Genomic DNA, 22,765 nt, shown 5'->3' with positions numbered 1-22,765 from the left:
CCATCGGGCGATGTTCCGTTGGTAAATGGTGCGGTCGAGAAGACTCGAACTTCCACGGGTGTTACCCCACAGCGACCTCAACGCTGCGCGTCTACCAATTCCGCCACGACCGCACATGATCTGTGATCTGGTAGGTGGGCGGCGATATACGCAATCGCGCCGCCCATGTGAAGGGGCAAACCGGGGCCGCGTGAAAATAATTCGCGCGCGCCCTTTCGCGGCCCAAAGGACGACGGGCCAGCCGCGTGCGCGGCTGGCCCGTCCCTGATGCTGAAAGGCCCTATTCGGCGACCGTGAAGACCGGCACCGCACCGCCCTGCTGGGCGCCGCCGTTCATCCGGTTCACTGCCGCACGCAGCAGCGCCGGGCGCTCGGGCTGATCGGCGGCTGCAACCACCGGGGTCGCCCCCTGCTCCAGCGCGCTGACCGCCATGTCATACCATTCGCCCGCGCGCTTGGGACGCTTCACCGTGCCATAGCCCGTCACCAGGTGATGACCCACCAGCTCGGCATAGGGCACCTGCCCCAGCGCCACCATCAACAGCGCGCCACTCAGCGTGGTGCGCATGTTCTCGGTCTGATAACCGCTCGACATGCAGATCCGCGCCGTCGTTTCCAGCTGATCGGGCGACATGCCCGACCCCGAGATGAACCCGTTCACCTTGGCCAGCACCTCGGGCGCAGATGACAGCGCCACCGCGTCCACCTCGGCCTTCATCGCCTCGCCCAGCCCGTCGCATTGCTGCGCGATCTGCTCGGGCGTCGCGCCCGAAACCGACGCGATCAGCTCCTCGCCACCGGCGATCGCATAGGTGCGCACAAGGCAGAGCTGCTCGCCCAGCGTCGCTTCGGGGTCCTGCATGTCGGACACCGTGGTATAGCCGCCATTGGCGTTGATCACGACGTTCATCTTGCTGCAGAACGTGCCAAGGCTGCTGCGCCGCGTAACGGTGTTGAACACCGGCACCGCCGGGGCGGATGCGGCCTCGCCCGCGCTGGCCGACACCATCTGCGTGTCGCTCTCGGGTGCCTCTGCGGCCGGCTGCGGCGCGGGCGCCTGCGACGCGACCCGGCAGATGCCGCCGCTGCATTCAAAGGATGCGGGCTGCGGGTTCTGCAACAGCAGGTCGTTGCGCCGATAGCCATCCGCCGTCGAGGCGAAGACCAGCGTCTTGCACTGGTTGGCGTTGCACCAGAAGCTCGAGCCGCTATAGGCGGTGTCGAGAATGTAATCGGTGTTGCCGTCGCCATTGAGATCCGCCAGCTGCACGAAGCCCGAGCGCTGCAACAGTTGCTCGGCCGACGGGTCGCTGCTCTCGGCGATCTCGTCCACCGCATCCGACACCACCATGGGCATCCCGGCATAACCGGTGCCGCCCGACATCCGCCCGACTTCGCCGTCGCGCTGCGCGATCAGCACGCCCTTCACCCCGTCACGATGTTTCGAGATGATCCTGGCCACATCCGGCCCGCCCGCGACGCTGCGGTGATAGGATCCCAGCAGGATGTTCTTTTCGTATTCGGTGATCTGCCCGGTTGTCGGCGTGCCCAGATATCCCTGGTAGCGCGACACCGCGGCGCGGCTCTGGCCGCCCATGATGCCGTCCTCGACCCCGGCATTGAAGCCGAAATAGTTCAGCGAGGCCTGGATCTGGCGCCGCTCGGCACGGGCCGCCGAATAGGCGGCGCTGCTGCTCCTCTGGCGCACGACCACCGTGCGCTTGGGCTGGCGGTTCTTGTTGGCATGGTTGACGATGGCCCCGCCCACGATCCCCCCCACGATCCCGCCGACCAGCCCGTCGGCATCAGCCGCGACGCGCGTCGCCGGCGTGATCGCCAGCGCGGCGCCAAAGGCGGCCATGATGAAAGACTTTGAAAACATGTTGAACCTCCGGTAATGTTGCGCGTCAAATCCCGCACCATTCTAGCACGCCCTCCCTTTCTGTCGCAGAGAATTCCCCCGTGTTGACCGAAGAAACCCTCCAGAACACGGTTGAAGGCGTCGAATGGCACCGCTCGTCGGGGCTGGTGCCCTATCCGGCCGCCGTCGCCGCGATGGAGGACCGCGTTGCGCGAATCACCCAGGGCACCGCCCCCGAGGCGATCTGGCTGCTCGAGCACCCGCCGCTCTACACCGCCGGAACATCGGCCGATCCCGCCGATCTGACCGCGCCCGACCGCTTCCCGGTGCACCCCACACGGCGCGGCGGGCAATATACCTATCACGGCCCCGGCCAGCGGGTGATCTACGTGATGCTCGACCTCAACCGGCGCGGCCGCGACGTGCGCGCCTTCGTGCAGCGGCTCGAGGGCTGGGTGATCGACACGCTCGACAGCTTCAATGTGCGCGGCGAGCTGCGCGACGGCCGCGTCGGCGTCTGGGTCAGGCGCGACGACAAGCCCCTGACCGCCGCCGGCCTGCCCGCCGAGGACAAGATCGCGGCCATCGGCATCCGGCTGCGCAAATGGGTCAGCTTTCACGGCATTTCCATCAATGTGGAACCCGATCTCGAGCATTTTTCGGGCATCGTGCCCTGCGGCATCTCTGATCATGGCGTCACCAGCCTCGTGGATCTGGGCCTGCCGGTCGGCATGGACGATCTCGACGTGGCGCTGCATCAGAGTTTCGCGCGCGCCTTCCCCGCGCCCCGGCCCGCCATGTGCCTGCCGGACGCCTGAACACCCGTGCAGCGACTCACCCGCGCCCCGGCTCACCTGTCCTGAAATCGTGCAACTGCCTGCGTCACGGGCGCGCAGGCCTTGTTCTGCTGGCCTTGCATGGGCTTGAAATCGCCGATCCGGGGCCTTGCCCCTGTTGCCCTGCCCGCTGGATTGGCTAAGTAATGGAATGACAAGCGCGCGACAGCCAAATAGCCAATCAGCAAAGAGGCCGACATGAAATCAATGTTCACCGCATCCGCAGTCCTTCTGGCGCTTGCAGCCCCCGCACTCGCGGCCGGCGACGCCGACAAGGGCGAAAAGGAATTCCGCAAGTGCAAGGCCTGCCACATGATCCAGGCCGATGACGGCGAGATGATCGTCAAGGGCGGACGCACCGGCCCCAACCTCTACGGCGTGATCGGCCGCACCGCCGGCAGCGTCGAGGATTTCAAATACGGCGACAGCATCGTCGCGGCAGGCGAGGCCGGGCTGGTCTGGAGCGAGGAAAACATCGTTCCCTACGTCGAAGACCCCAAGGCCTTCCTCGCAGAGCAGACCGGCGATTCCGGCGCCCGTTCCAAGATGACCTTCAAGCTGCCCAAGGGCGGCGAAGACGTGGCCGCCTACCTCGCCACCTTCTCGGCCCAGTAATAACAGCCCGTTTCAAGGGCTTGACCCATCGCCGCCGCGCCCCCGCCGGGCGCGGCGGTCTGCATGTCGCCACGATCCCGCATTGCGAGGGGGTGCGACAAAAATAATTGATCTGTGTCAAACTCTCGCATTGCCCCCCCTGTCTCGGCATTCTAAAACCTGAATGGATACGAGGGGCCCGCTCATCCAGAATCGTGCCCCAGGGAATTGACCAGCAGGAGGCAGCCAATGGCAGACGCAGCCATTCACGGCCACGAACACGAGGATCAGCGCGGGTTCTTCACCCGGTGGTTCATGTCCACGAACCACAAGGATATCGGTATCCTTTACCTGATCACCTCGGCTGTCGTGGGCCTGATTTCGGTTCTGTTCACCGTCTACATGCGGATGGAACTGATGGAGCCGGGCGTGCAATACATGTGCCTCGAGGGGGCCCGCTTCACCGCGGCCGCCGCGGGCGAATGCACACCCAACGGACATCTCTGGAACGTCATGATCACCTATCACGGCGTGCTGATGATGTTCTTCGTCGTCATTCCGGCGCTGTTCGGGGGCTTTGGCAACTACTTCATGCCGCTCCAGATCGGTGCGCCCGACATGGCCTTCCCCCGGATGAACAACCTCAGCTTCTGGCTCTATGTCGCGGGCACATCGCTCGGCGTCGCCTCGCTGCTGTCTCCGGGCGGTAACGGGCAGCTCGGTGCGGGCGTGGGCTGGGTGCTTTACCCGCCGCTCTCCGCGAACGAGACCGGCATCTCGATGGACCTTGCGATCTTCGCCGTCCACGTCTCGGGCGCCAGCTCGATCCTCGGCGCGATCAACATGATCACCACCTTCCTCAACATGCGCGCTCCGGGCATGACGCTGTTCAAGGTGCCGCTCTTCGCATGGTCGATCTTCGTCACCTCCTGGCTCATCCTGCTGTCGCTGCCCGTTCTGGCCGGCGCCATCACGATGCTGCTGACCGACCGCAACTTCGGGACCACCTTCTTCGATCCCGCAGGCGGCGGCGACCCTGTGCTTTACCAGCACATCCTGTGGTTCTTCGGCCACCCCGAGGTGTATATCATCATCCTTCCGGGCTTCGGCATCATCAGCCACGTCATCGCGACCTTCTCGCGCAAGCCGATCTTCGGCTACCTGCCGATGGTCTGGGCGCTGATCGCGATCGGCTTCCTCGGCTTCGTCGTCTGGGCGCACCACATGTATACTGTGGGGCTGAGCGTCTCTCAGCAATCCTACTTCATGATGGCCACGATGGTGATCGCGGTGCCCACCGGCGTGAAGGTGTTCAGTTGGATCGCCACCATGTGGGGCGGCTCGATCGAGTTCAGGACGCCGATGCTCTGGGCCTTCGGCTTTCTGTTCCTGTTCACCGTGGGCGGCGTCACCGGCATCGTCCTCAGCCAGGCAGGCGTGGACCGCGCCTATCACGACACCTACTATGTCGTGGCGCACTTCCACTACGTCATGAGCCTCGGGGCCGTGTTCGCGATCTTCGCGGGGATCTACTTCTACTTCCCCAAGATGACCGGGCGCATGTATCCCGAATGGGCCGGCAAGCTGCATTTCTGGGCCATGTTCATCGGTGCCAACCTGACATTCTTCCCCCAGCACTTCCTGGGCCGTCAGGGCATGCCGCGCCGCTATATCGACTACCCCGAGGCCTTCGCCGTCTGGAACTACTGGTCGTCGATCGGCGCCTTCATCAGCTTCGCATCCTTCGTGTTCTTCTTCGGCGTGATGTTCTACTCGCTGCTGCGCGGCGCCAAGGCCACCGAGGCGAACCCCTGGAACGAATATGCCGACACGCTGGAATGGACCCTGCCCAGCCCGCCGCCCGAACACACGTTCGAGCAGCTGCCCAAGCAGGAAGACTGGGACAAACAGCCCGCTCACTGATCCAGACCGGCACAAAGCTGCGACAGGCCCCGGACATTCTCCGGGGCCTGTTTTCTTTTCCCCCTGCGCCTTCCCTGCCCTGCCGCCCGCGCGCCCGGCGCTGTCGTTTTCGCGCATTCCCCCGCGCCGCGCTCCATGCTAAGCCCTCGCCATGAGCAACGAGATCCGCCTCGCCTTTGAACATCCCGCCGCGCGGGCCAACGCCACCGAACCCGACGGGCCGCTGGACCGCATCTCGCTGCGCGACCATATCGTCGAGGTCGAGATCGGCGCTTTCCAGGCAGAACGCGGCGTGACACAGCGGGTCTGCTTCAATGTCGTGGTCGAGGTCCGCCCGGTCTCGGACCCGCTCGACGACGACGTCGACCGCATCCTCAGCTATGACCGCGTGACCGAAGCCATCGCCGCCGAACTGGCCGCGGAACGGCTCAACCTTCTGGAAACCCTCGCCGAACGCATCGCCGAACGCATCCTGCGCGAACCCCGCGCCGTTCGCAGCTTCGTGCGCATCGAGAAACTCGATCGCGGCCCCGGCGCGCTTGGCGTCGAAATCGTCCGCTCGGTCGATGACCTTGCGACCAAACCCATCGGCCAGCACGCCGACACCACGCCCCACCCGCATGTGGTGTTCCTGACCAATGCCGCAATCCGCTCGCCGAACCTCGCCCGCTGGCTCGATCAGCTCGAAGCCCGCGCCGAGCCGGTGATCCTCTGCGTCGGCCACCCCGAGGCAGAAGGCCCGCGCACCGGCCACAAGATGACCCAGCGGCGCGTCGACCTGCTGTCAATCGAACAGAACGCCTGGGTTCTTGCGGGGCGCGACGACCGCTGCGTCGTCGTCAATACCCGCACCGAACTGGACTGGGCGATGAAGAACGGCCAGATCAGCGTCTGGGCGCCCTCCAAGATCGTGCTCGATGCGGTTGACGGCCCCTCCACCGGCCCCGACGATCCCGTCGCTCTGGCCGCATGGTTCGCCGGTCACATGGAAGGCTCCGACCTGCTCCTGATCGGTGAAACGCCCCCGCGCGGCGCGCCGGTGCCGGTTCTGGCGCAGGACATCGCGCAATCGGGGCTTTGACTCTGCATCATGCCGGTGTATCCGCCTTTGCGTGCGCGCCCCAGCAGGACAACAGATCATGACCAGCTATTACCGCCCCGTTCCCCGCTATGACCATTGCCGCCCCGATACGGCTCTGCCGCTGGCCGGTGGCTGGCTCTGGTTCGACACGGTCGAGGAAATCCGCCGCGACGCCCCCTCGCGCCTCCTGCCCGCCGCGCAGGTGCCGCCCGAGGCGCTTGACCGCCTGACCGCGCCGCGCGCGCCCATCGCCGGGATCGATCTCTCGCGCCCGCAGCTCATGGGCATCCTCAACGTGACGCCCGACAGCTTTTCGGACGGGGGCGAGCATTTTGAAGCCTCCGCCGCGCTCACCCATACCCGCGACATGATCGGCGCGGGCGCGGCCCTGATCGACGTGGGCGGCGAATCGACCCGCCCCGGCGCGCGCGAAATCCCGATAGACGAGGAAATCCGTCGCACCGCGCCGGTCATCTCCGCGATCCGGGGCGAGGCCGGCATCCCGATCTCCATCGACACCCGCAAGGCCCCCGTCGCGCGCGCCGCCCAGGCGGCCGGGGCGAACCTCATCAATGATGTGGCCGGTTTCACCTTCGACCCGGATCTGGCGCCTTTCGCCGCCGCCGCCGGTCTGCCGGTCTGCGTGATGCATGCGCAGGGCACGCCCGACCTCATGCAGGCCGATCCGCAATACGACAATGTCGCGCTCGACATTTACGACTACCTCCAGGAACGCGTCGACACGCTCACCGCACTCGGCATTCCCGCCGACCGGATCGTGGTCGATCCCGGCATCGGCTTTGGCAAGACGCTGGAACACAACCTGTCGCTCCTGCAAAATCTCTCGCTGTTTCACGGGCTGGGATGTCCGGTGTTGCTCGGCGTATCGCGCAAGCGATTCATCGGCACCATCGGCGGCACCGAGGATGCCCGCCACCGCGCTCCCGGCTCGATCGCCGTGGCCCTCGCCGGGGTGGCACAGGGAATGCAGCTCCTGCGCGTCCATGACGTGCGTGAAACCGCCGAGGCGCTGCGCCTCTGGCAGGCCGCCACCCTCGGTCAGGACGCGGGCTGATTTTCCGGCGCCACCTGTGGATAAAATGCCTGAAAATCGGTTTTGTACAAAATATCCGGGCGACCCGGTGAATTCCGTACAAAAGCAGCGTACAAAACGGACATTTTGTACGGTCTCAGCCGCGCCCGAACAGGCGCTTCAAGGCCCCGTATTGGCTCAATCCGACACCGCACAGGATCAGTGACAAGGCGGTCAAAAGGCTTGGTGGCAAGGGCTCCGACAGGATCAGCGCCCCCAGCAGCACCGACCAGACCGGCACCTGGTAATTCACCAGACTCATGAACACAGGCCCCGCCGACCGTATCACCAACACCCTCAACAAGGACGCTCCGGCAGTCGGAACGAGGCCAAGAAAAAGCAATACATACAATGTGTTACGATCTGTTTCTGGCGGCGCCCCCTCGACTGCCCAGGCCGCCGAAATGACGATCACCGCGCCGATCATCAGTGTCACCGCGTTCAGCCCGATTGAATCGACCGTCGGCAAAAGACGCATTTGAACCGAGCTCAGCGCGTAACAACTCGCCGCGCCCAGACATGCTGCCCGCCCGTAGAATTCAAGGGATTCACCCGTTGATTCAAAGGCTTGCCCACCGATCAACACGACCACCCCGACAAACCCGATAACGAATCCCGCCACCTTTCGCGGCGAAAGCCGCTCGCCCGGCACCATGAAATGCGCCAGCGGCAGCACACCCAACGCCACCGCCGCCATCGACACCCCGGCAAAGCCCGACGTCACATATTGCTGCCCCCAGCTCAGCAACATGAACGGTACTGCGGATGATAGCGCACCAATGGCGATCAGACGCGTTACATCCTTCTTTTCAATAGGTTGCGCAAATAACTTGAAGCCCCTGAAACCCCAGAATGCCATCATCAGCAGCGTCGCGAACCCGATCCGCGCCGAGGCCAGCCAGAACGGCGTGATGCCTTCCAGCGCGATCTCCATCACCATGAAGGTGGCGCCCCAGACCAGCCCCAGCGTCGCCACCATCAGCCAGCTTTTTCCCGTTATTTCAGGCATTTGCGTTCCTCACCGCCGAGAAATGAAAGACCCCGGCCCAAGGGCCGGGGTCGATCCGCTGTCGCTCAGGCCACGGCCCGGATCAGTTCTTGTCCTGATCCACCAGCTTGCCGGCGCTGATCCACGGCATCATCCCGCGCAGTTTCTTACCGACCTCTTCGATCTGATGCGCGTCATTCATCCGCCGCGTCCCCTTGAAGAACGGCTGCCCCACGGCATTTTCTTGCATGAAATCACGAACAAACGCGCCAGACTGAATGTCGTGCAGGATCGCTTTCATCTCTTTCTTGGTGCGCTCATAAGGCAGCACCCGCGGCCCGCTGACATACTCGCCATACTCGGCCGTGTTCGAGATCGAGTAGTTCATGTTGGCAATGCCGCCCTCATAGATCAGGTCGACAATCAGCTTCACCTCGTGAAGACACTCAAAGTAAGCCATTTCAGGGGCATAGCCCGCTTCGACCAGCGTTTCAAAGCCCATCCGGATCAGTTCGACCAGACCGCCGCACAGCACCGCCTGCTCACCGAACAGGTCGGTTTCGCATTCCTCGCGGAAGCTCGTCTCGATGACACCCGAACGACCGCCACCGATGGCCGAGCAATAGCTGAGTCCCAGTTCCAGCGCCTTGCCCGACGCATCCGTATCGACCGCCACAAGGCAAGGCACGCCGCCGCCCTTGACGTATTCACCGCGCACCGTGTGGCCCGGCCCCTTGGGCGCCATCATGATGACGTCGATACCTTCTTTCGGCTCGATCAGACCAAAATGCACGTTCAACCCGTGGGCAAAGGCGATCGCCGCGCCGGGCTTGATGTTGTCGTGGACGTATTTCTTGTAGGTTTCGGCCTGCAATTCATCGGGCATGGTGAACATCATCAGGTCACACCATGCGGCGGCCTCGGCGATGCCTTTCACCTCCAGCCCCTCGGCCTCGGCCTTGCGGGCGCTCTTCGAGCCCTCGCGCAGCGCCACGCACAGGTTCTTGGCGCCCGAGTCCCGCAGGTTCAGTGCATGAGCGTGGCCCTGGCTGCCATAGCCCAGGATGGCGACCTTTTTGTCCTTGATCAGGTTAATGTCGCAATCGCGATCATAATAGACGCGCATGATGATCTCCTTTTTGATGCGGTGTCTTTGGTCCAGAGATTACGCGCCCCGCAGGAAAATAGCGCGCAAAAGCCGTTTCATTCCTTCGTTATGTGCGATATCAATTCTCAAAAATCCAGATTTGCGATAATTTCATGCTCGACGACACAGACCGGCGCATACTGCGCCATTACCAGCACGACCCCGGCCTCAGCCCTGCGGATCTTGCCGATCTTGCGGGCGTGACACCCGCGACCTGCGCCCGGCGGCTGGAGCGGCTGATGGCAACAGGGATCATCCGGGGCAACCATGCGGTGATCGACTGGCGCGCGCTTGGCTACGAGGTCGAGGTTTCCTTGCGCATCACGCTCGACAAGACACAAGCGCGCGCATTCGACGAGTTCATGGACGCCGCGCGCGATGTCAGCCATGTAGTTGAAATTCAGACATTTCTTGGCCGCGTCGACGTGCGCCTGTCGGTGATCGCGCGGGACATGGCGCATTATCAGCAGATCTATCGCGCCGATATCCTGACCCTGCCCCATATCGCCGATATCGAAGCGTTGATGCATGTCGCGCGGATCAAGTCCGACGAGGTGCTGCCGCTATGATCGACCTCGACACGATCGACCGCAGCCTGCTGCGCGAACTTTGCCGCGACGCCACCCAAAGCGCCAGCGCCCTTGGCCGCAAGCTGGACCTCTCTCAGCCCGCAACCTGGCGGCGCATCAAGCGCCTGCGCGAAAGCGGTGTCATCAAGGGGCAACGCCTGGATCTCGACCGAGAGAAGCTCGGGTTCGGCGTGACGGTGTTTCTGGGGATCAAGCTGGTCACCAAGGGGCGCGTCAGCCTCGAGGATTTCGAGCGCGCCGTCTCTGCCATCCCCGAGGTGCAGACGGTCGAGCATATCCTCGGCCTTTACGACTACCGCCTGCGCGTCGTGGCCCGCGACATCGCCGATTTCGAACGCGTCCTGCGCCGCCGCCTCATGACCTTACCCGGCGTCGGCGATGTGGAGGCCAATGTCATCCTGAGCGAGGAGCGGCGCACCGGCCCCATCGGCTAGGCTCGCCCATGACGAGAACGGTATCTAGACTTTGCCTTTGACGCCGCGGCGCGCTAGCAATTGGCCAACGCCAACAAGGAGATATCGCCATGACCGCCCTGCTCGACACCGTGGATCCCGACGGCCTTCTGGAATACTCGGTCGTGTTCACCGACCGTTCCCTCAATCACATGAGCCGGGAATTTCAGCAGGTGATGCGCGACATTTCCGAGATGCTGAAGGATGTTTACAAGGCCGATGCGGTGGCGCTGGTACCCGGTGGCGGAACCTGCGCGATGGAGGCCGTCGCGCGGCAGTTCGGGACGGATGCGCATGCGCTGATCGTTCGCAACGGCTGGTTCTCCTATCGTTGGAGCCAGATTTTCGACGCGGGTGCATTCACCTCCGAAACCACTGTCTGCATGGCCCGCCAGACGGGCAACGGCGCGCAGGCCCCGTTTGCTCCGGCGCCAATCGACGAGGTCACGGCCAGTATCCGCGATGCCAAGCCCGACGTGGTCTTAGCTCCGCATGTCGAGACCTCGGCAGGGATGATCTTGCCGGATGACTATATCACCGCACTGGCAGATGCCGCGCATGATGTAGGGGCGCTGATGGTGCTGGATTGCATCGCCTCGGGCTGTGCCTGGGTCGATATGAAGGCCACCGGCGTGGACGTGCTGATCTCGGCGCCGCAAAAAGGCTGGTCCGCCTCGCCCTCCGCCGGTCTCGTGATGCTGTCCGAGCGGGCCATTTCGCGGCTCGCCAACACCAGCTCCAACAGCTTTGCGCTGGATCTGAAGAAGTGGCGCGACATCATGCAGGCCTATGAGAATGGCGGGCATGCCTATCACGCCACCTTGCCCACCGATGCGCTGCGCGCCTTTCGCGATACGATGATCGAGACGCGCGATTACGGCTTTGAACGCCTGCGCGAGGCGCAATGGGCGCTTGGCGACGGGGTGCGTTCGATGCTGGCAAAGAAGGGTGCGGTTTCGGTCGCCGCCGAAGGCTTCGGTGCGCCCGGCGTGGTGGTCAGCTATACCGACGATCCCGACATCCAGAACGGCAGCAGGTTCGCGGCCGAAGGCATGCAGATTGCCGCCGGTGTGCCGCTGGCCTGCGACGAACCCGAGGGCTTTCGCACGTTCCGGCTGGGGCTGTTCGGGCTCGACAAGCTCTATGATGTGCCCGGCGCGCTGGCGCGTCTGAAGGCTGTTCTGGACAAGGTGTTGTAAGCGGGTTCAGCCGCGCGCGCCAAGGCCTAGTTGCATCAGCGTCTTGCGCACGGGGGCCAGCGAATAGATCGCATCCAGCGTCATCGCGCGCGCATCCCTTAGCGGCTGCGCATGCATCATCGATGCCCGGTTGAGCATATCGATCCCCTTGACCCTTGCGACCACCTCGAAGTGGCGGCGGCGGTGATAGCTGGCAAGCATTTGCGCATCGCCCAGCCTTTCGGGGGCGGCCTCGGCCAGTTCGAGCAGCACGCGCATGTCGCCAAGGCTCATGTTGAGCCCTTGCGCACCGATCGGTGGCACCACGTGCGCGGCCTCCGCGACCAGCGCGACGCGCTCGGAATTCATGCGTTCGGCCAGCTGGCTGATAATCGGCCAGACCGTGCGGCGCGAGGCAAGCGTCAGCGGACCGAACAGCATGCAGGAGCGTTCATTCATCGCCGCCTCGAACTCGGCGACGGGGAGCGCCTGGAGCCGCTTGACCTCGGGGCCTTCCTCCATCCAGACGATCGCCGAAGATGGGCGGCCATCGTAGTCTGGCAGCGGCACAAGGGTGAAGGGGCCGCCCGAACGGTGGATCTCGGTCGAGACATTTTCGTGCGGGATCGGATGGGTCACAGCGAAGGCCAATGCCTTTTGCCCATAGCGCGTGGTCTTGACCTCGACGCCCGTGGCCGCGCGAACCGGTGAATTGCGCCCGTCGGCGGCGATCACCAGCCGGCAGCGAACGCGGGTGCCGTCGCTCAGCCCGACGCGGGCCTCGGCCTCGCGCGTGAAGAGCGAGACAAATCCTGTACCGGGAAGAAAGGTGACATTGGCCATCTCTTGCAGATGCGCCACCAGTTCGCGGCGAAGAAGCCAGTTGGGCAGGTTCCACCCGAAGGGCCCGGTCGAAATGTCGGCGGCGTCGAATTCCTTGGTGATGCGCGGCGCGGCGGTGGCCCCGCCCGCGTCGACGATCCGCATGATCTGCAGAGCAGCGGCGTATGGGGCAAACCGCGCCCAGAGACCGGCACGGTCAAGCAAAGCCTGCGCTGGTTGCAGGAAGGCGGTTGTGCGCAGGTCCGAGCCTTCGGCATCACGCGCCGTCACGGGTGGTGCGGGGTCGACGCAAAGCACTGAAAACCCTGCATTGCCGAACAGGGCCGCCGCCGTTAGCCCGGCCACGCCTCCGCCCGAAACAACAATGTCGTAATCCGTTTTGCTCATCGAACCGCCTCCTTGGAAGCGCCTGTGTGGCGCTTCCGCGCGGCCGCGTTCAGGGTCGCGCGACCATCAGAATAGCCACCCAGATCACCGGTACGGCCGCGACTGCGGGGATATAAAGCCCCGGAATACCCCAGAGTACAATACTGGCGCCCCAGGCCGCCAGCACGACAAGCACGCTCAGCAGGATCGGGCCGAACAGGGCGTCATCCGGGTCGCGTTCATCATGGGTGCTGGTGGAATGCGATGCGTCATAATCGGTCGTCGCGGTGTCGGTCGTATCGGTCAGTGTCATGTGGCTGAAGTCCTTTTCGCGCGTTTTGTTCATGTGCGTCTACATAGGTGCGCCGGGCCTCGCGCCAAAGGAACATTTCGCCGCAGTCGGGCTGTTTTCGCTCAGATGAGCCGCGACAGGAAACGGCTCAGATCGTCGGTATGATGCTGGATATGTGCAACCTCGAGCGGTTCGGGCGCGACATGGACGGTGCGCATGCCCATTTCATGCGGCGCCACCAGGTTGCGCGGGTCGTCCTCGAACATCGCGGCGCGTGACGGCGAGATACCATCGCGCGCGAAGATCGCTTCGAAGGCGCGACGGTCGGGCTTGGGATGATAGGCGGCATGTTCGACGCCGTAGACCGCATCGAACACGCCCGACAAACCGCGCCGCGCAACGACCTGTTCGGCATAGGGTGCACTGCCATTGGTATAGACGACGCGCCGCCCCGGCAGTGCGGCAATACGGCTGCGCAGCTCGGGGTCGGGCGTCAGGTCATCGAACGAAATGTCGTGCACCTCGACCAGATACGCATCGGGGTCGATGTCATGCTCGCGCATGAGCCCAGCAAGGGTGGTTCCGTGCTCGCGCCAGTAGCGGGCGCGCAGGCGGTCGGCCGCGGCCCGGTCCAACCCGAGCGCCGTCATGACAAAGTCCGTCATGCGCTGCCTGATCTGGTCGAACAGCGGCACATGGGGCGGATAAAGCGTGTTGTCGAGATCGAAGACCCAACTCTCGACATGGGTGAAACTGGACTTAGGCATGAGATGCAATCTAGGATGCTGTGACAATGGGCGCAATCGCACGCGGCTTGATTGATTGCCTCCGGGGCGCTTACTGTCCCGCAATGATAAAACCGACAGGGACAGGACCGCAGATGAAAGCCCCCCAGAAAGATGCCTATACGCTGATCCTGGAAGCAATCGACATGGGGCTGTACAAGCCGGGCGACCGACTGGTCGAGAGCGACCTGGCCGAACGGTTCGGCGTGTCGCGCACCCCGATCCGCGAAGCCCTCCAACGGCTTGAGACGCAGTCTCTTCTGACGCGGGACGGGCGCAGCCTGATTGTGGCGTCGCTCGATCACAACCAGCTCGCCGAGTTGTATGTGGTGCGGGCTGAGCTGGAGGGGCTGGCGGCGGGACTGGCGGCGCGCCATGCGACCGATGAAGAAGTGCGCGTGCTGCGCGACATGGTCGAAGATGACCGCAGATTGCTGAATGATCCCCAGGCGATGGCGCGCGCCAACCGACGGTTTCACAAGCAGATTCACCTGGCCTCACACAACCGGTTCCTGGTGCAGCAGCTTGATCTTGTGCATCGCTCGATGGCGTTGATGGCCACTACCTCGCTGGCGGCAATGGGGCGCCCCGAGGATGCGCTCAAGGAGCATGATGCCATTGTGAAGGCGATCGAAGCCCGCGATTTCAATGCCGCAGGCGACGCGTTGAAACAGCATATTTCCAAGGCATTCGTGACCCGCCTGAAGCTCGACTCAGGAGAAGTCGACAGCATTGTCTGAGCGGCGGGCGGGGCCGGAGCGCAGCGACAATCCATGTGCGGTCTTGTCCCAGAAGAACGGCTTCAGAACCAGTTCGTAAAGCGCCTTGTAGGCCGCGATGGCACCGAGCGGCGCATAGAAATGCATGGTCGGAACCCAAGGCAGAAGGTGCCGGTGGTCGGGCCCCGTGACGGCGGCGGCATTTATCACCATGCCGAGGATCTCGACCGTCAGGAACAGGCTGCATAGCGTCACCAGCATGTCCCGTCCGAGCACCGGATCCAAGGGGTGCGGCAGCCCGAGAAGCACCAGCCAGAACGACCAGAGCACCGGGGCCAGCACGAATTGCGAAAGCGCCGTGACGAAATGCGCCTGAAAGCCCCAGAATTTCCACGCCCCCAATTGCCGGTACAGCAGGCGCGGATCGCGCATGTGCACGAGATAGGTGGTCATGTACCCCTTGAGCCAGCGTGAACGCTGCCTGATCCAGGGCCAGATGTGGCAATTGGCCTCTTCACCGGTGACGGTCGCGATCATTTCGGTGCGGTAGCCGTGGCGCGCCAGGCGGAACCCGAGATCGGCATCTTCGGTCACGTTATGCGCATCCCAACCACCCAGCTTTTCCAGGGCATCACGGCGGAAATAGAGCGTCGTGCCGCCGAGCGGAATCGCAAGGCCCAACAGGGCCATGCCCGGCATGATCATGCGGAACCATGTCGCGTATTCGATGGTGAAACATCGCGCTAGCCAGTTCTGGCGCGGGTTGTAGTAATCAAGGATTCCCTGCAGGCAAACCACATCCGGCGGCGCCTGTTGAAAACGGCGCGCGACCGCAGTGATCTGGTCGGGCGTCGGCGCATCCTCGGCGTCGAAAATGCCGATGATGTCGCCTTCGCAGAAGTCGAGCGCGTAGTTCATCGCCCGTGGCTTGGTGCGCGGCTGCCCGTCGGGCACAACGACCGCCCGCATCCAGGGCGGCAGGTCGATCTGCGCGAGTGTCTGACGGGTGAGGTCGTCTTCTTCCTCGAGCACAAGAATCACATCCAGAAGGCATTTGGGATAGGTCAGCCGCTGTAACCGCGCGATCAGGGCGTGGGCGATCTCGGTCTCGCGAAAGAGAGGCACCATGATCGAGACCCGTGGCAGCGGCGCGCCGGGAACCGGGCCGAGGCGCAATGGCGGCGTCTTGCCACCCCGGCTGAGGCGCGCGATGAAAGCCGCCAGTTTGAGGCAGAACGAAACCACCAGAGTCAGCGCCGCCCAAAAGGCCAGGAGACCAAAAACCGCAAGCGGGAAGGCGATGGTGAGGGCGCAGACGAGGCTCAGGAAACCAAGCGTGAGCCCCAATCGCAACCAGAAATGATTGCCCCAGCTGCGACAGCTTTCGACGTCGGGCACGCGGGCTTGTGCGGCCTCTGTCAGGGTCTCGTGCAGGCGCTGTGAGATCTCGGCCTGGATGTCCTTGCGCGGCGCCATCAGCATCCGCGCGTCTGGATCGCCCGTGGTGACCGGGGGCGTGTGCGTTACGATTGCGGGTGTCCCGTCGCGATCGGTGACCGGCAGGACGCCCGCGCGCAACATCTCGCCCGCGGAGACGCCCGAATCCCGTGTCGGCAGTCCGGCCATGTCGGAGCGCGAAACGCAGCGGGTGGTAAGCCGCGCGGCGTGCGCTTTGAGCAGCGTGTCCTCGTCGGTCAGGCCTTCGGATAGCAGGATGCGTTCGAGTGGTGCGTCGCAGTGCTTTTGGACAAGCTGCACCAGAGCCATGTCCGAGGCCGAGATCGCCCCGCTGCGCACCAGCTGCGCGGCGTAGCTTTCGGACGCGCCGGGTGTCGCCAGCGGCGCGCCGACCTGACGAAGTTCCGAGATGCCCAATGGTTCCTCCTAACCGGTCGCCCCCGGCTTGGAGAATGGGCAAGGAAGGTTAAGACTTCGTTCACAAGACCTTAACGAAGGATTAACGCGGCTGATCAGCCTGCCATCGAGGCCGCGAAACGCTCAAACAGGTAGAAGCTGTCCTGCGGTCCCGGACTGGCCTCGGGATGATGTTGTACAGAAAACACCGGCCGGTCGGTCATGCGCAATCCGCAATTCGATCCATCGAACAGCGACACATGCGTTTCCTTCACCCCGTCGGGAAGCGTCTGGCTGTCCACCGCGAATCCGTGGTTCATCGAGGTAATCTCGACCTTGCCGGTTTCCATATCCTTAACAGGGTGGTTCGCACCGTGATGACCGTGATTCATCTTGATGGTCCGGGCGCCAAGTGCGAGCGCCAGCATCTGGTGCCCAAGACAGATCCCGAAGATCGGCAGGCCCTTTTCCAGAACGCCCTTGATCATCGGCACGGCATACTCCCCGGTGGCCGCCGGATCGCCGGGGCCGTTCGAGAGGAACACGCCATCGGGCTCATGGGCCAGCACGTCTTGGGCGGTCGCGGTGGCGGGCAGGACCGTGACCTCGCAACCGGCGCTGGCAAGGCAGCGCAGGATGTTGCGCTTGGCACCATAGTCGATCGCCACCACTTTGTGGCGGGCATTCGTCTGGCGGGTATAGCCCTCCGGCCAGGCCCAACGCATTTCATCCCAGCGATAGGACTGCGCACATGTCACCCGGCGCGCCAGGTCAGCGCCTTCGAGACCGGCAAAGCCGCGCGCCTTGGCGACCAGCGCGTTGGCGTCGAAATTCCCTTCGGGGTCATGTGCAAGCGCCACATGCGGCGCGCCCTGCTGGCGGATCGCACGGGTCAGGCGGCGGGTATCAACGCCGCCGATGGCGATACGGCCCCGCTTGGCCAGCCATTCTGCCAGCGTTTCGGTGGCGCGCCAGTTGCTTGGCGTGGTCGGGTCCCATTTGACCACCATGCCTTCGGCCACGGGATCGGCGGTTTCGTCATCCTCGGGATTGACGCCGACATTGCCGATATGGGGAAAGGTGAAGGTCACCACCTGTCCCGCATAGGATGGGTCGGTCATGATTTCCTGATAGCCGGTCATCGACGTGTTGAAACACAGCTCTGCGGTGGTCTCGCCGACTGCGCCAAAGCCACGCCCGAAGAACAGTGTCCCATCGGCGAGGGCTAGGCAGGCTGTCGGGCGGTCTGGGGTCGCTTGGGCCATGACGTGAGTCTCCGGATGTGGGCAAATTGGCGTATATCTATGGGTCTGCCCTGCGAGGGTCAAGGGACAAGATGGCGGGTTGCGACGCCAGAAAAACAAGGGGCTATCGTGGCGTCACCTGCGCTTGTCTATGGTTGTGGAGTTCTGTATTGTCACAAACTTCTGACATAGCACGGGATGGACCGGCATGGACTTGCGAGACCGGATCACGACTGCCCTCAAAGAAGCGATGAAGGACAAGGACAAGGCGCGGCTTGCCACGCTGCGACTGATCAATGCCGCGATCAAGGATCTGGACATCGCGCGGCGCGGCGCGGATGGAGAGGCCGGTGTCACCGATGCCGACATCCTCGCGATCCTGGCCAAGATGACCAAGCAGCGTCAGGAAAGCGTGCGCGCCTACGAGGAAGGCGGGCGGCTGGACCTGGCCGAGCGTGAGGCTCAGGAGATCGCCGTGATCGAGGAGTTCCTGCCCCGTCAGCTGAGCGAGAAGGAGGTCGAGGCGGCCGTGGATTCAGCCATCACCGAGGTCGGCGCCAGTTCGATCCGCGACATGGGCAAGATCATGGGTCATCTCAAGGACCAATATGCCGGGCAGATGGATTTCGGCGCGGTCGGCCCGAAGGTAAAGGCACGGCTGGGCTGAGCCGCCCGTGTCACGCCGGGCCGGGATCGGGCATGTTGGCCCGGCGCAGTGCCTCCACAACCTCACCATACAGCAGTTTGCGCTCATCTTCCGACAGGAACGCGCCAAGCTCGACCTCGCGGCCCTTGCCGCGCAGGGTGATGTAATGCGCGACCGGCCCGCCGCTTACATGAATCTGCGGCTGAACCCAGTAGCTCGGGCATTCCCATTCCTGTCGCGCGCCGCCGGGATTGGTGCGCAGCAGGTGAACATTCGCTGAATCGATGTGCAGTTCCTCGCTCATCCTCGCATCGCGGTAAGACCGCTCGAGCCCCCACCAGAGACCCGCCACCGCCAGCAGCAGGAACGGCAGCAGCCCCCAGAGGACGACCGTCCCCAGAAGCGGATAGAGCGGGATGGTGATCATGGCGAATGTCGCCAGGATGAACGCCGCGAACCCCTTGCGCGGCAAGGAGCGATGCGGCCAGAGCCGAAGATGCGCAGCGGGCGCCGCGCCGGAGTCATGGGTCCACGCGTATGGCATGGCGGTATTCTAGCGCCCTGATCGAGGTTGAAAAGACGCCGCCGCCCGCGATCATGCGGACGGCGGCGGAAATCTCAGGCGCGGAAAGCCTGTAAGCCGGATTCTGTCCAGGGGTTTCCCCCTTGGATGACCATTCCTCTGGGTGCCATGTCACCACGGCACCTCAAGCTGCCAACCCGGATCGCCGGGGCAAGGCGTCCCTGCGGGCGGTATCGGTTGCCCGACCTGACCCCGCATGCGATCCCTATTCGGCATTGCTCCCGGTGGGGCTTGCCATGCCGGGGCTGTTGCCAGCCCCGCGGTGGGCTCTTACTCCACCGTTTCACCCTTACCGCGACGAGCGCGGCGGTCTGTTCTCTGTGGCGCTTTCCCTCGGGTTGCCCCGGCCGGGCGTTACCCGGCACCGTTGCCTTGTGGAGTCCGGACTTTCCTCGAGGGGCAAGACCCCCCGCGGCCATCCGGCCTTCCGCGCATGTGTCATCTAGGCGTCGCGGGGGGCGCGGTCAACGGGGAAGCGTGCGGCGAGGTCGGCCATCAGGGCGCGGTCGGTGTCGTCAAGCGCGCCCGAGGCCCAGGGGCGGAACCGCAGGCGAAACGCAGGCAGGATCGCGGCCACGGCATCCGTGTTGCTCTCTGCCACGGCGTAGCCAAAGCGGCGCGCCGCATCGAGAAAATCCTCGGCGGGCGCGACGGGGCGGGGCCATATGCTGAGCCCCTGGAGGGCCAGCCGCCGCCAGTCGAAGCGCGGCCCCGGATCGGACTTGCGGATCGGAGCCATGTCGGAATGGGCGATCACCCGTTCGGGCGGGATCCCAAGGCGCGCCATGAGTCCGCGCATCAGCGTCTCAAGCGCGCCCACCTGGGGCTCGGCAAACGGCTGTGTGCCGGTATTGACCAGTTCGATCCCGATCGAGCGGGAATTCACATCGGTGACATCGCCCCATTGCCCTGCCCCGGCATGCCAGGCGCGCATGTCCTCGGCGACCATCTGCAAGACGCGGCCGTCTTCGCAGATCAGGTAATGCGCAGACACCTCGGCCTCGGGGTCGCAGAGCCGGTCCAACGCGGACAGAGCGCAATCCATGCCGGTATAATGCAGCACTATGAGGTCAGGCTCTGCGCCATCGCGGCGCGGCCCGAAATTGGGCGAAGGGTGCCAGACGGGCTTCTCCGGATCAGCCACCGACAGCCTTGCGGAACGGGCGCGGATCCCAGCCACAGGCATAGCCATCGCCATCGGGATCGAGGCTCAGACGGTCACGCTCGGGACCGCCCTTTGAGAGGAAGTCGATCTGCGCCTGATCGGGCGAGGCGTAGGCCGCGCAGTTGCGGCGGAACTTGGCCTCCTGGTTGATGCCGCCACGCTTGTAAATGCGTGTCCCGACGGGATGCGATGTGCTGAGGGCATATTGCACCACGTTGGGGCCAGCATCGCCATTGCGCGACGGCAGGGCCTCGGGTGCGATCACCTGATACTGCGCGCGGTTTTGAGCGATCAGCGCGGCATCGGATTCGATCGAGCGTTCGGCGCTGACCGCGTCGAAATTGGTCTCGCCCGAAATGCCGCCTGCGGTGGTCACGGTCTGCGGCTGTGGATTGGAGGGGTCGGCATGGACCACCGGCTCGCCCGAATTGGCGGCCCGCTCGCGCAGGGCGGCCTGTGTCTCGGCGGCGATTTCTGCGGCGTCACCCTGCTGGGTTGTTCCATTGGGGCCAAGGGTCTCGGTCGAGACGGAATCGGGCGCCGGCAAGGCATTGCCCGCCAGTTGGGCATCACGCGCCTGGCGCTGTGCTTCGTATTCATTGTAGTCGCCAAAGCCCACGCCTGCGCCGCTGTCGGGAACCGCGGGCGCACATGCGGTCAGGGCCGCAAGGCCTGCTGCACAAATAAGGAAACGCATCTGTTCATGTCCTGCCATCAGAGGTTTTGACGAAGTTCTACCACCATTTTTCGGGCTTCGCCACAAAGCCCGCGGCCTGCTCCAGCGCATAGGCTGTATTCAGCAGATCACCCTCTTCCCAGGGACGGCCGATCAGTTGCAGCCCAAGCGGCAGCCCCTGCTTGTCGAGCCCGGCGGGAACCGAGATACTTGGCAGCCCGGCAAGGTTCACAGTGACCGTGAACACGTCGTTTAGATACATCTGCACGGGGTCGGCATTCGCCATCTCTCCGAGACCGAATGCGGATGAGGGCGTGGCAGGTGTCAGGATTGCATCGACACCGGCGTCGAAAACCTGCTCGAAGTCGCGTTTGATGAGGGTGCGGACCTTGCGGGCGCGGTTGTAATAGGCATCATAAAAGCCCGCCGACAACACGTAGGTGCCAACCATCACGCGGCGCTTCACCTCGTCACCGAAGCCTTCGGCGCGGGTCTTCTCATACATCTCGGTGATACCGTCGCCCTGTTCCAGATGCGAGCGGTGCCCATAGCGCACCCCGTCGTAGCGCGCCAGGTTCGAAGAGGCCTCGGCAGGCGCAATGACGTAATAGGCGGGCAACGCGTATTTGGTATGAGGCAGCGAAATGTCGCGGATCTCGGCGCCTGCATCCTTGAGCATCGCGGTGCCGTCGGCCCAGAGAGTCTCGATTTCCTGCGGCATGCCATCCATGCGGTATTCGCGCGGAATCCCGATCACCTTGCCCTTGATGTCGCCGCTCAGCATTGCCTCGAAATCCGGCACGGGAAGGTCGGCGCTGGTGGAATCCTTAGGGTCATGGCCGCACATGGCTTCGAGCATGATCGCGCAGTCGCGAACCGTACGGGCCATCGGCCCCGCCTGATCGAGCGAGCTGGCAAAGGCAACAATCCCCCAGCGCGAACAACGCCCGTAGGTGGGCTTGATCCCGGTGATCCCTGTGAAGGCCGCAGGCTGGCGGATCGAGCCGCCGGTATCGGTGCCGGTCGCCCCAAGGCAGAGATCGGCCGCAACGGCAGCCGCCGAACCACCCGAAGACCCGCCCGGCGTCAGCTCGCGCGCGTCCACCTTCCAGGGGTTCACGACATTGCCATAGACCGAGGTCTCGTTGCTGGACCCCATCGCGAATTCGTCCATGTTGAGCTTGCCCAGCATGACCGCGCCCGCATCGAACAGGTTCTGCGTGACGGTGGATTCATATTCCGGGCGGAACCCTTCGAGAATGCCGCTGGCCGCCTGGCTGGGCACGCCTTTGGTGCAGAACAGGTCCTTGATGCCAAGCGGAATGCCGCAAAGGTCCGGCGCATCGCCCGCCTTGACCCGCGCATCGGCGGCGGCGGCCTGTTCGCGCGCCAGATCCGAGGTATCGTGCACAAAGGCATTGAGCGCTCCGGCGCCTTCGATCTGCGTCAGGCAGGCCTCGGTCAGCTCAATGCTGGTCACGTCGCCTTTGCGCAGGGCGTTGCGGGCCTCGGCAATGGTCAGTTTGTTGAGATCGGCCATTATTCCACCACCTTCGGCACGGCAAAGAACCCCTCGCGCGCATCGGGCGCGTTCGACAGGACCCGGTCGGTCATGCCGCCTTCGGTCACGACGTCCTCTCGCCGCTTGAGGCGCATCGGCGTGACGCTTGTCATCGGTTCGATGCCTTCGACATCGACCTCGTTGAGCTGCTCGATAAAGCCGAGAATATCGTTGAATTCCTGCGCCAGCCCCGGCAGGGCATCATCCTCGATGCGAATGCGGGCCAGCTTGGCTACCTTGGCGGCGGTGTCCTTGTCGATCGACATGCATCAATCTCCGTGTTCCAGT

The 22,765-nt window shown here is 64.1% G+C and carries 23 protein-coding genes, 1 tRNA gene and 1 other RNA gene; 10 read left to right on the top strand and 15 right to left on the bottom strand.

The annotated features are described in order from the left end of the window. Positions 1-26: 26 nt before the first annotated feature. Both ROH8110_RS02570 and ROH8110_RS02565 read right to left on the bottom strand, forming a co-directional pair. Positions 27-113, bottom strand: a tRNA-Leu gene (locus ROH8110_RS02570). A 167-nt stretch (positions 114-280) separates the two neighbouring features. Further along, positions 281-1,882: a peptidoglycan-binding domain-containing protein gene (locus ROH8110_RS02565; protein ID WP_085816205.1), complete on the bottom strand. Its 1,602-nt coding sequence runs from the start codon at positions 1,880-1,882 to the stop codon at positions 281-283. Between the two features lie 83 nt (positions 1,883-1,965). Here ROH8110_RS02565 and lipB point away from each other — a divergent pair, with 83 nt between their 5' ends. The 5 genes from lipB (at position 1,966) to folP (ending at position 7,370) form a co-directional block, all read left to right on the top strand. Then, positions 1,966-2,679 carry a lipoyl(octanoyl) transferase LipB gene (gene lipB / locus ROH8110_RS02560; RefSeq protein ID WP_085816954.1) on the top strand — a complete coding sequence of 238 codons (714 nt, stop codon included), beginning with the start codon at positions 1,966-1,968 and terminating at the stop codon, positions 2,677-2,679. Between the two features lie 216 nt (positions 2,680-2,895). After that, a complete protein-coding gene (locus tag ROH8110_RS02550; RefSeq protein WP_085816203.1) occupies positions 2,896-3,312 on the top strand; it encodes a c-type cytochrome in 417 nt (138 codons plus the stop codon). Between the two features lie 228 nt (positions 3,313-3,540). After that, complete coding sequence (ctaD, locus tag ROH8110_RS02545) at positions 3,541-5,214, top strand: cytochrome c oxidase subunit I (protein ID WP_085816202.1); 1,674 nt, start codon at positions 3,541-3,543, stop codon at positions 5,212-5,214. Positions 5,215-5,365: 151 nt separating this feature from the next. Further along, positions 5,366-6,295, top strand: coding sequence for a dihydroneopterin aldolase (locus ROH8110_RS02540; protein ID WP_085816201.1), 930 nt, complete (start codon positions 5,366-5,368; stop codon positions 6,293-6,295). Between the two features lie 58 nt (positions 6,296-6,353). Further along, the gene (gene folP, locus ROH8110_RS02535) at positions 6,354-7,370 is read left to right on the top strand and encodes a dihydropteroate synthase (protein ID WP_085816200.1); all 1,017 of its coding nucleotides are present in this window, start codon (positions 6,354-6,356) and stop codon (positions 7,368-7,370) included. A gap of 115 nt (positions 7,371-7,485) precedes the next feature. Here folP and ROH8110_RS02530 read toward each other — a convergent pair whose 3' ends face one another. Then, positions 7,486-8,397 (bottom strand): DMT family transporter, encoded by a 912-nt coding sequence (locus ROH8110_RS02530; RefSeq protein WP_245962764.1) that lies wholly within the window; start codon positions 8,395-8,397, stop codon positions 7,486-7,488. An 82-nt stretch (positions 8,398-8,479) separates the two neighbouring features. Then, complete coding sequence (gene ilvC, locus ROH8110_RS02525; protein ID WP_085816199.1) at positions 8,480-9,502, bottom strand: ketol-acid reductoisomerase; 1,023 nt, start codon at positions 9,500-9,502, stop codon at positions 8,480-8,482. A gap of 134 nt (positions 9,503-9,636) precedes the next feature. On the opposite strand from ilvC, the gene ROH8110_RS02520 reads away from it, so the two are divergent. The 3 genes from ROH8110_RS02520 to ROH8110_RS02510 all read left to right on the top strand — a co-directional run bounded on the left by ROH8110_RS02520 (position 9,637) and on the right by ROH8110_RS02510 (position 11,764). Further along, entirely contained in the window at positions 9,637-10,092 is a 456-nt protein-coding gene (locus ROH8110_RS02520) for an Lrp/AsnC family transcriptional regulator (protein WP_085816198.1), read from the top strand. Continuing rightward, the gene (locus ROH8110_RS02515) at positions 10,089-10,547 is read left to right on the top strand and encodes an Lrp/AsnC family transcriptional regulator (protein WP_085816197.1); all 459 of its coding nucleotides are present in this window, start codon (positions 10,089-10,091) and stop codon (positions 10,545-10,547) included. The genes ROH8110_RS02520 and ROH8110_RS02515 overlap by 4 nt, the downstream gene beginning before the upstream one ends. Positions 10,548-10,636: 89 nt before the next feature. Beyond that, the gene (locus tag ROH8110_RS02510; RefSeq protein ID WP_085816196.1) at positions 10,637-11,764 is read left to right on the top strand and encodes an aminotransferase class V-fold PLP-dependent enzyme; all 1,128 of its coding nucleotides are present in this window, start codon (positions 10,637-10,639) and stop codon (positions 11,762-11,764) included. A gap of 6 nt (positions 11,765-11,770) precedes the next feature. Here ROH8110_RS02510 and ROH8110_RS02505 read toward each other — a convergent pair whose 3' ends face one another. From ROH8110_RS02505 to ROH8110_RS02495, 3 genes are all read right to left on the bottom strand, one after another. Next, positions 11,771-12,973 carry a UbiH/UbiF family hydroxylase gene (locus ROH8110_RS02505; RefSeq protein ID WP_085816195.1) on the bottom strand — a complete coding sequence of 401 codons (1,203 nt, stop codon included), beginning with the start codon at positions 12,971-12,973 and terminating at the stop codon, positions 11,771-11,773. A gap of 49 nt (positions 12,974-13,022) precedes the next feature. Further along, positions 13,023-13,298 carry a hypothetical protein gene (locus tag ROH8110_RS02500; RefSeq protein ID WP_121143633.1) on the bottom strand — a complete coding sequence of 92 codons (276 nt, stop codon included), beginning with the start codon at positions 13,296-13,298 and terminating at the stop codon, positions 13,023-13,025. Positions 13,299-13,366: 68 nt separating this feature from the next. Further along, a complete protein-coding gene (locus ROH8110_RS02495) occupies positions 13,367-14,011 on the bottom strand; it encodes a pyrimidine 5'-nucleotidase (protein ID WP_085816194.1) in 645 nt (214 codons plus the stop codon). A gap of 113 nt (positions 14,012-14,124) precedes the next feature. On the opposite strand from ROH8110_RS02495, the gene ROH8110_RS02490 reads away from it, so the two are divergent. Continuing rightward, positions 14,125-14,769 carry a GntR family transcriptional regulator gene (locus tag ROH8110_RS02490; RefSeq protein WP_085816193.1) on the top strand — a complete coding sequence of 215 codons (645 nt, stop codon included), beginning with the start codon at positions 14,125-14,127 and terminating at the stop codon, positions 14,767-14,769. On the opposite strand, the gene ROH8110_RS02485 is transcribed toward ROH8110_RS02490, so the two are convergent. Further along, on the bottom strand, positions 14,743-16,623 hold the full coding sequence (locus tag ROH8110_RS02485) for a glycosyltransferase (protein ID WP_085816192.1): 1,881 nt from the start codon (positions 16,621-16,623) through the stop codon (positions 14,743-14,745). The genes ROH8110_RS02490 and ROH8110_RS02485 overlap by 27 nt on opposite strands. Positions 16,624-16,718: 95 nt before the next feature. Further along, positions 16,719-17,867, bottom strand: coding sequence for a glutamine-hydrolyzing carbamoyl-phosphate synthase small subunit (carA, locus tag ROH8110_RS02480; RefSeq protein WP_085816191.1), 1,149 nt, complete (start codon positions 17,865-17,867; stop codon positions 16,719-16,721). A gap of 187 nt (positions 17,868-18,054) precedes the next feature. On the opposite strand from carA, the gene ROH8110_RS02475 reads away from it, so the two are divergent. Beyond that, positions 18,055-18,513, top strand: a complete 459-nt coding sequence (locus ROH8110_RS02475) for a GatB/YqeY domain-containing protein (protein ID WP_085816190.1) — start codon at positions 18,055-18,057, stop codon at positions 18,511-18,513. Positions 18,514-18,523: 10 nt separating this feature from the next. Here ROH8110_RS02475 and ROH8110_RS02470 read toward each other — a convergent pair whose 3' ends face one another. The 6 genes from ROH8110_RS02470 to gatC all read right to left on the bottom strand — a co-directional run bounded on the left by ROH8110_RS02470 (position 18,524) and on the right by gatC (position 22,743). Continuing rightward, on the bottom strand, positions 18,524-19,036 hold the full coding sequence (locus ROH8110_RS02470; RefSeq protein ID WP_085816189.1) for a DUF2244 domain-containing protein: 513 nt from the start codon (positions 19,034-19,036) through the stop codon (positions 18,524-18,526). Between the two features lie 76 nt (positions 19,037-19,112). After that, positions 19,113-19,506, bottom strand: an RNA gene (gene rnpB / locus ROH8110_RS02465) — RNase P RNA component class A. An 11-nt stretch (positions 19,507-19,517) separates the two neighbouring features. Beyond that, a complete protein-coding gene (locus ROH8110_RS02460) occupies positions 19,518-20,219 on the bottom strand; it encodes an N-acetylmuramoyl-L-alanine amidase (protein WP_245962765.1) in 702 nt (233 codons plus the stop codon). After that, positions 20,212-20,937, bottom strand: a complete 726-nt coding sequence (locus ROH8110_RS02455; RefSeq protein WP_085816951.1) for a hypothetical protein — start codon at positions 20,935-20,937, stop codon at positions 20,212-20,214. The genes ROH8110_RS02460 and ROH8110_RS02455 overlap by 8 nt, the downstream gene beginning before the upstream one ends. A 37-nt stretch (positions 20,938-20,974) precedes the next feature. Next, entirely contained in the window at positions 20,975-22,456 is a 1,482-nt protein-coding gene (gene gatA, locus ROH8110_RS02450; RefSeq protein WP_085816187.1) for an Asp-tRNA(Asn)/Glu-tRNA(Gln) amidotransferase subunit GatA, read from the bottom strand. Then, positions 22,456-22,743, bottom strand: coding sequence for an Asp-tRNA(Asn)/Glu-tRNA(Gln) amidotransferase subunit GatC (gene gatC, locus ROH8110_RS02445; RefSeq protein ID WP_085816186.1), 288 nt, complete (start codon positions 22,741-22,743; stop codon positions 22,456-22,458). The genes gatA and gatC overlap by 1 nt, the downstream gene beginning before the upstream one ends. Positions 22,744-22,765 lie beyond the last annotated feature (22 nt).

The organism is Roseovarius halotolerans (genome assembly GCF_900172255.1).
In the GTDB taxonomy this organism is placed as follows: Bacteria; Pseudomonadota; Alphaproteobacteria; order Rhodobacterales; family Rhodobacteraceae; genus Roseovarius; species Roseovarius halotolerans.
Note: the sequence above shows the minus strand (reverse complement) of the source record. Positions and strands in the feature narration are given on the sequence as shown.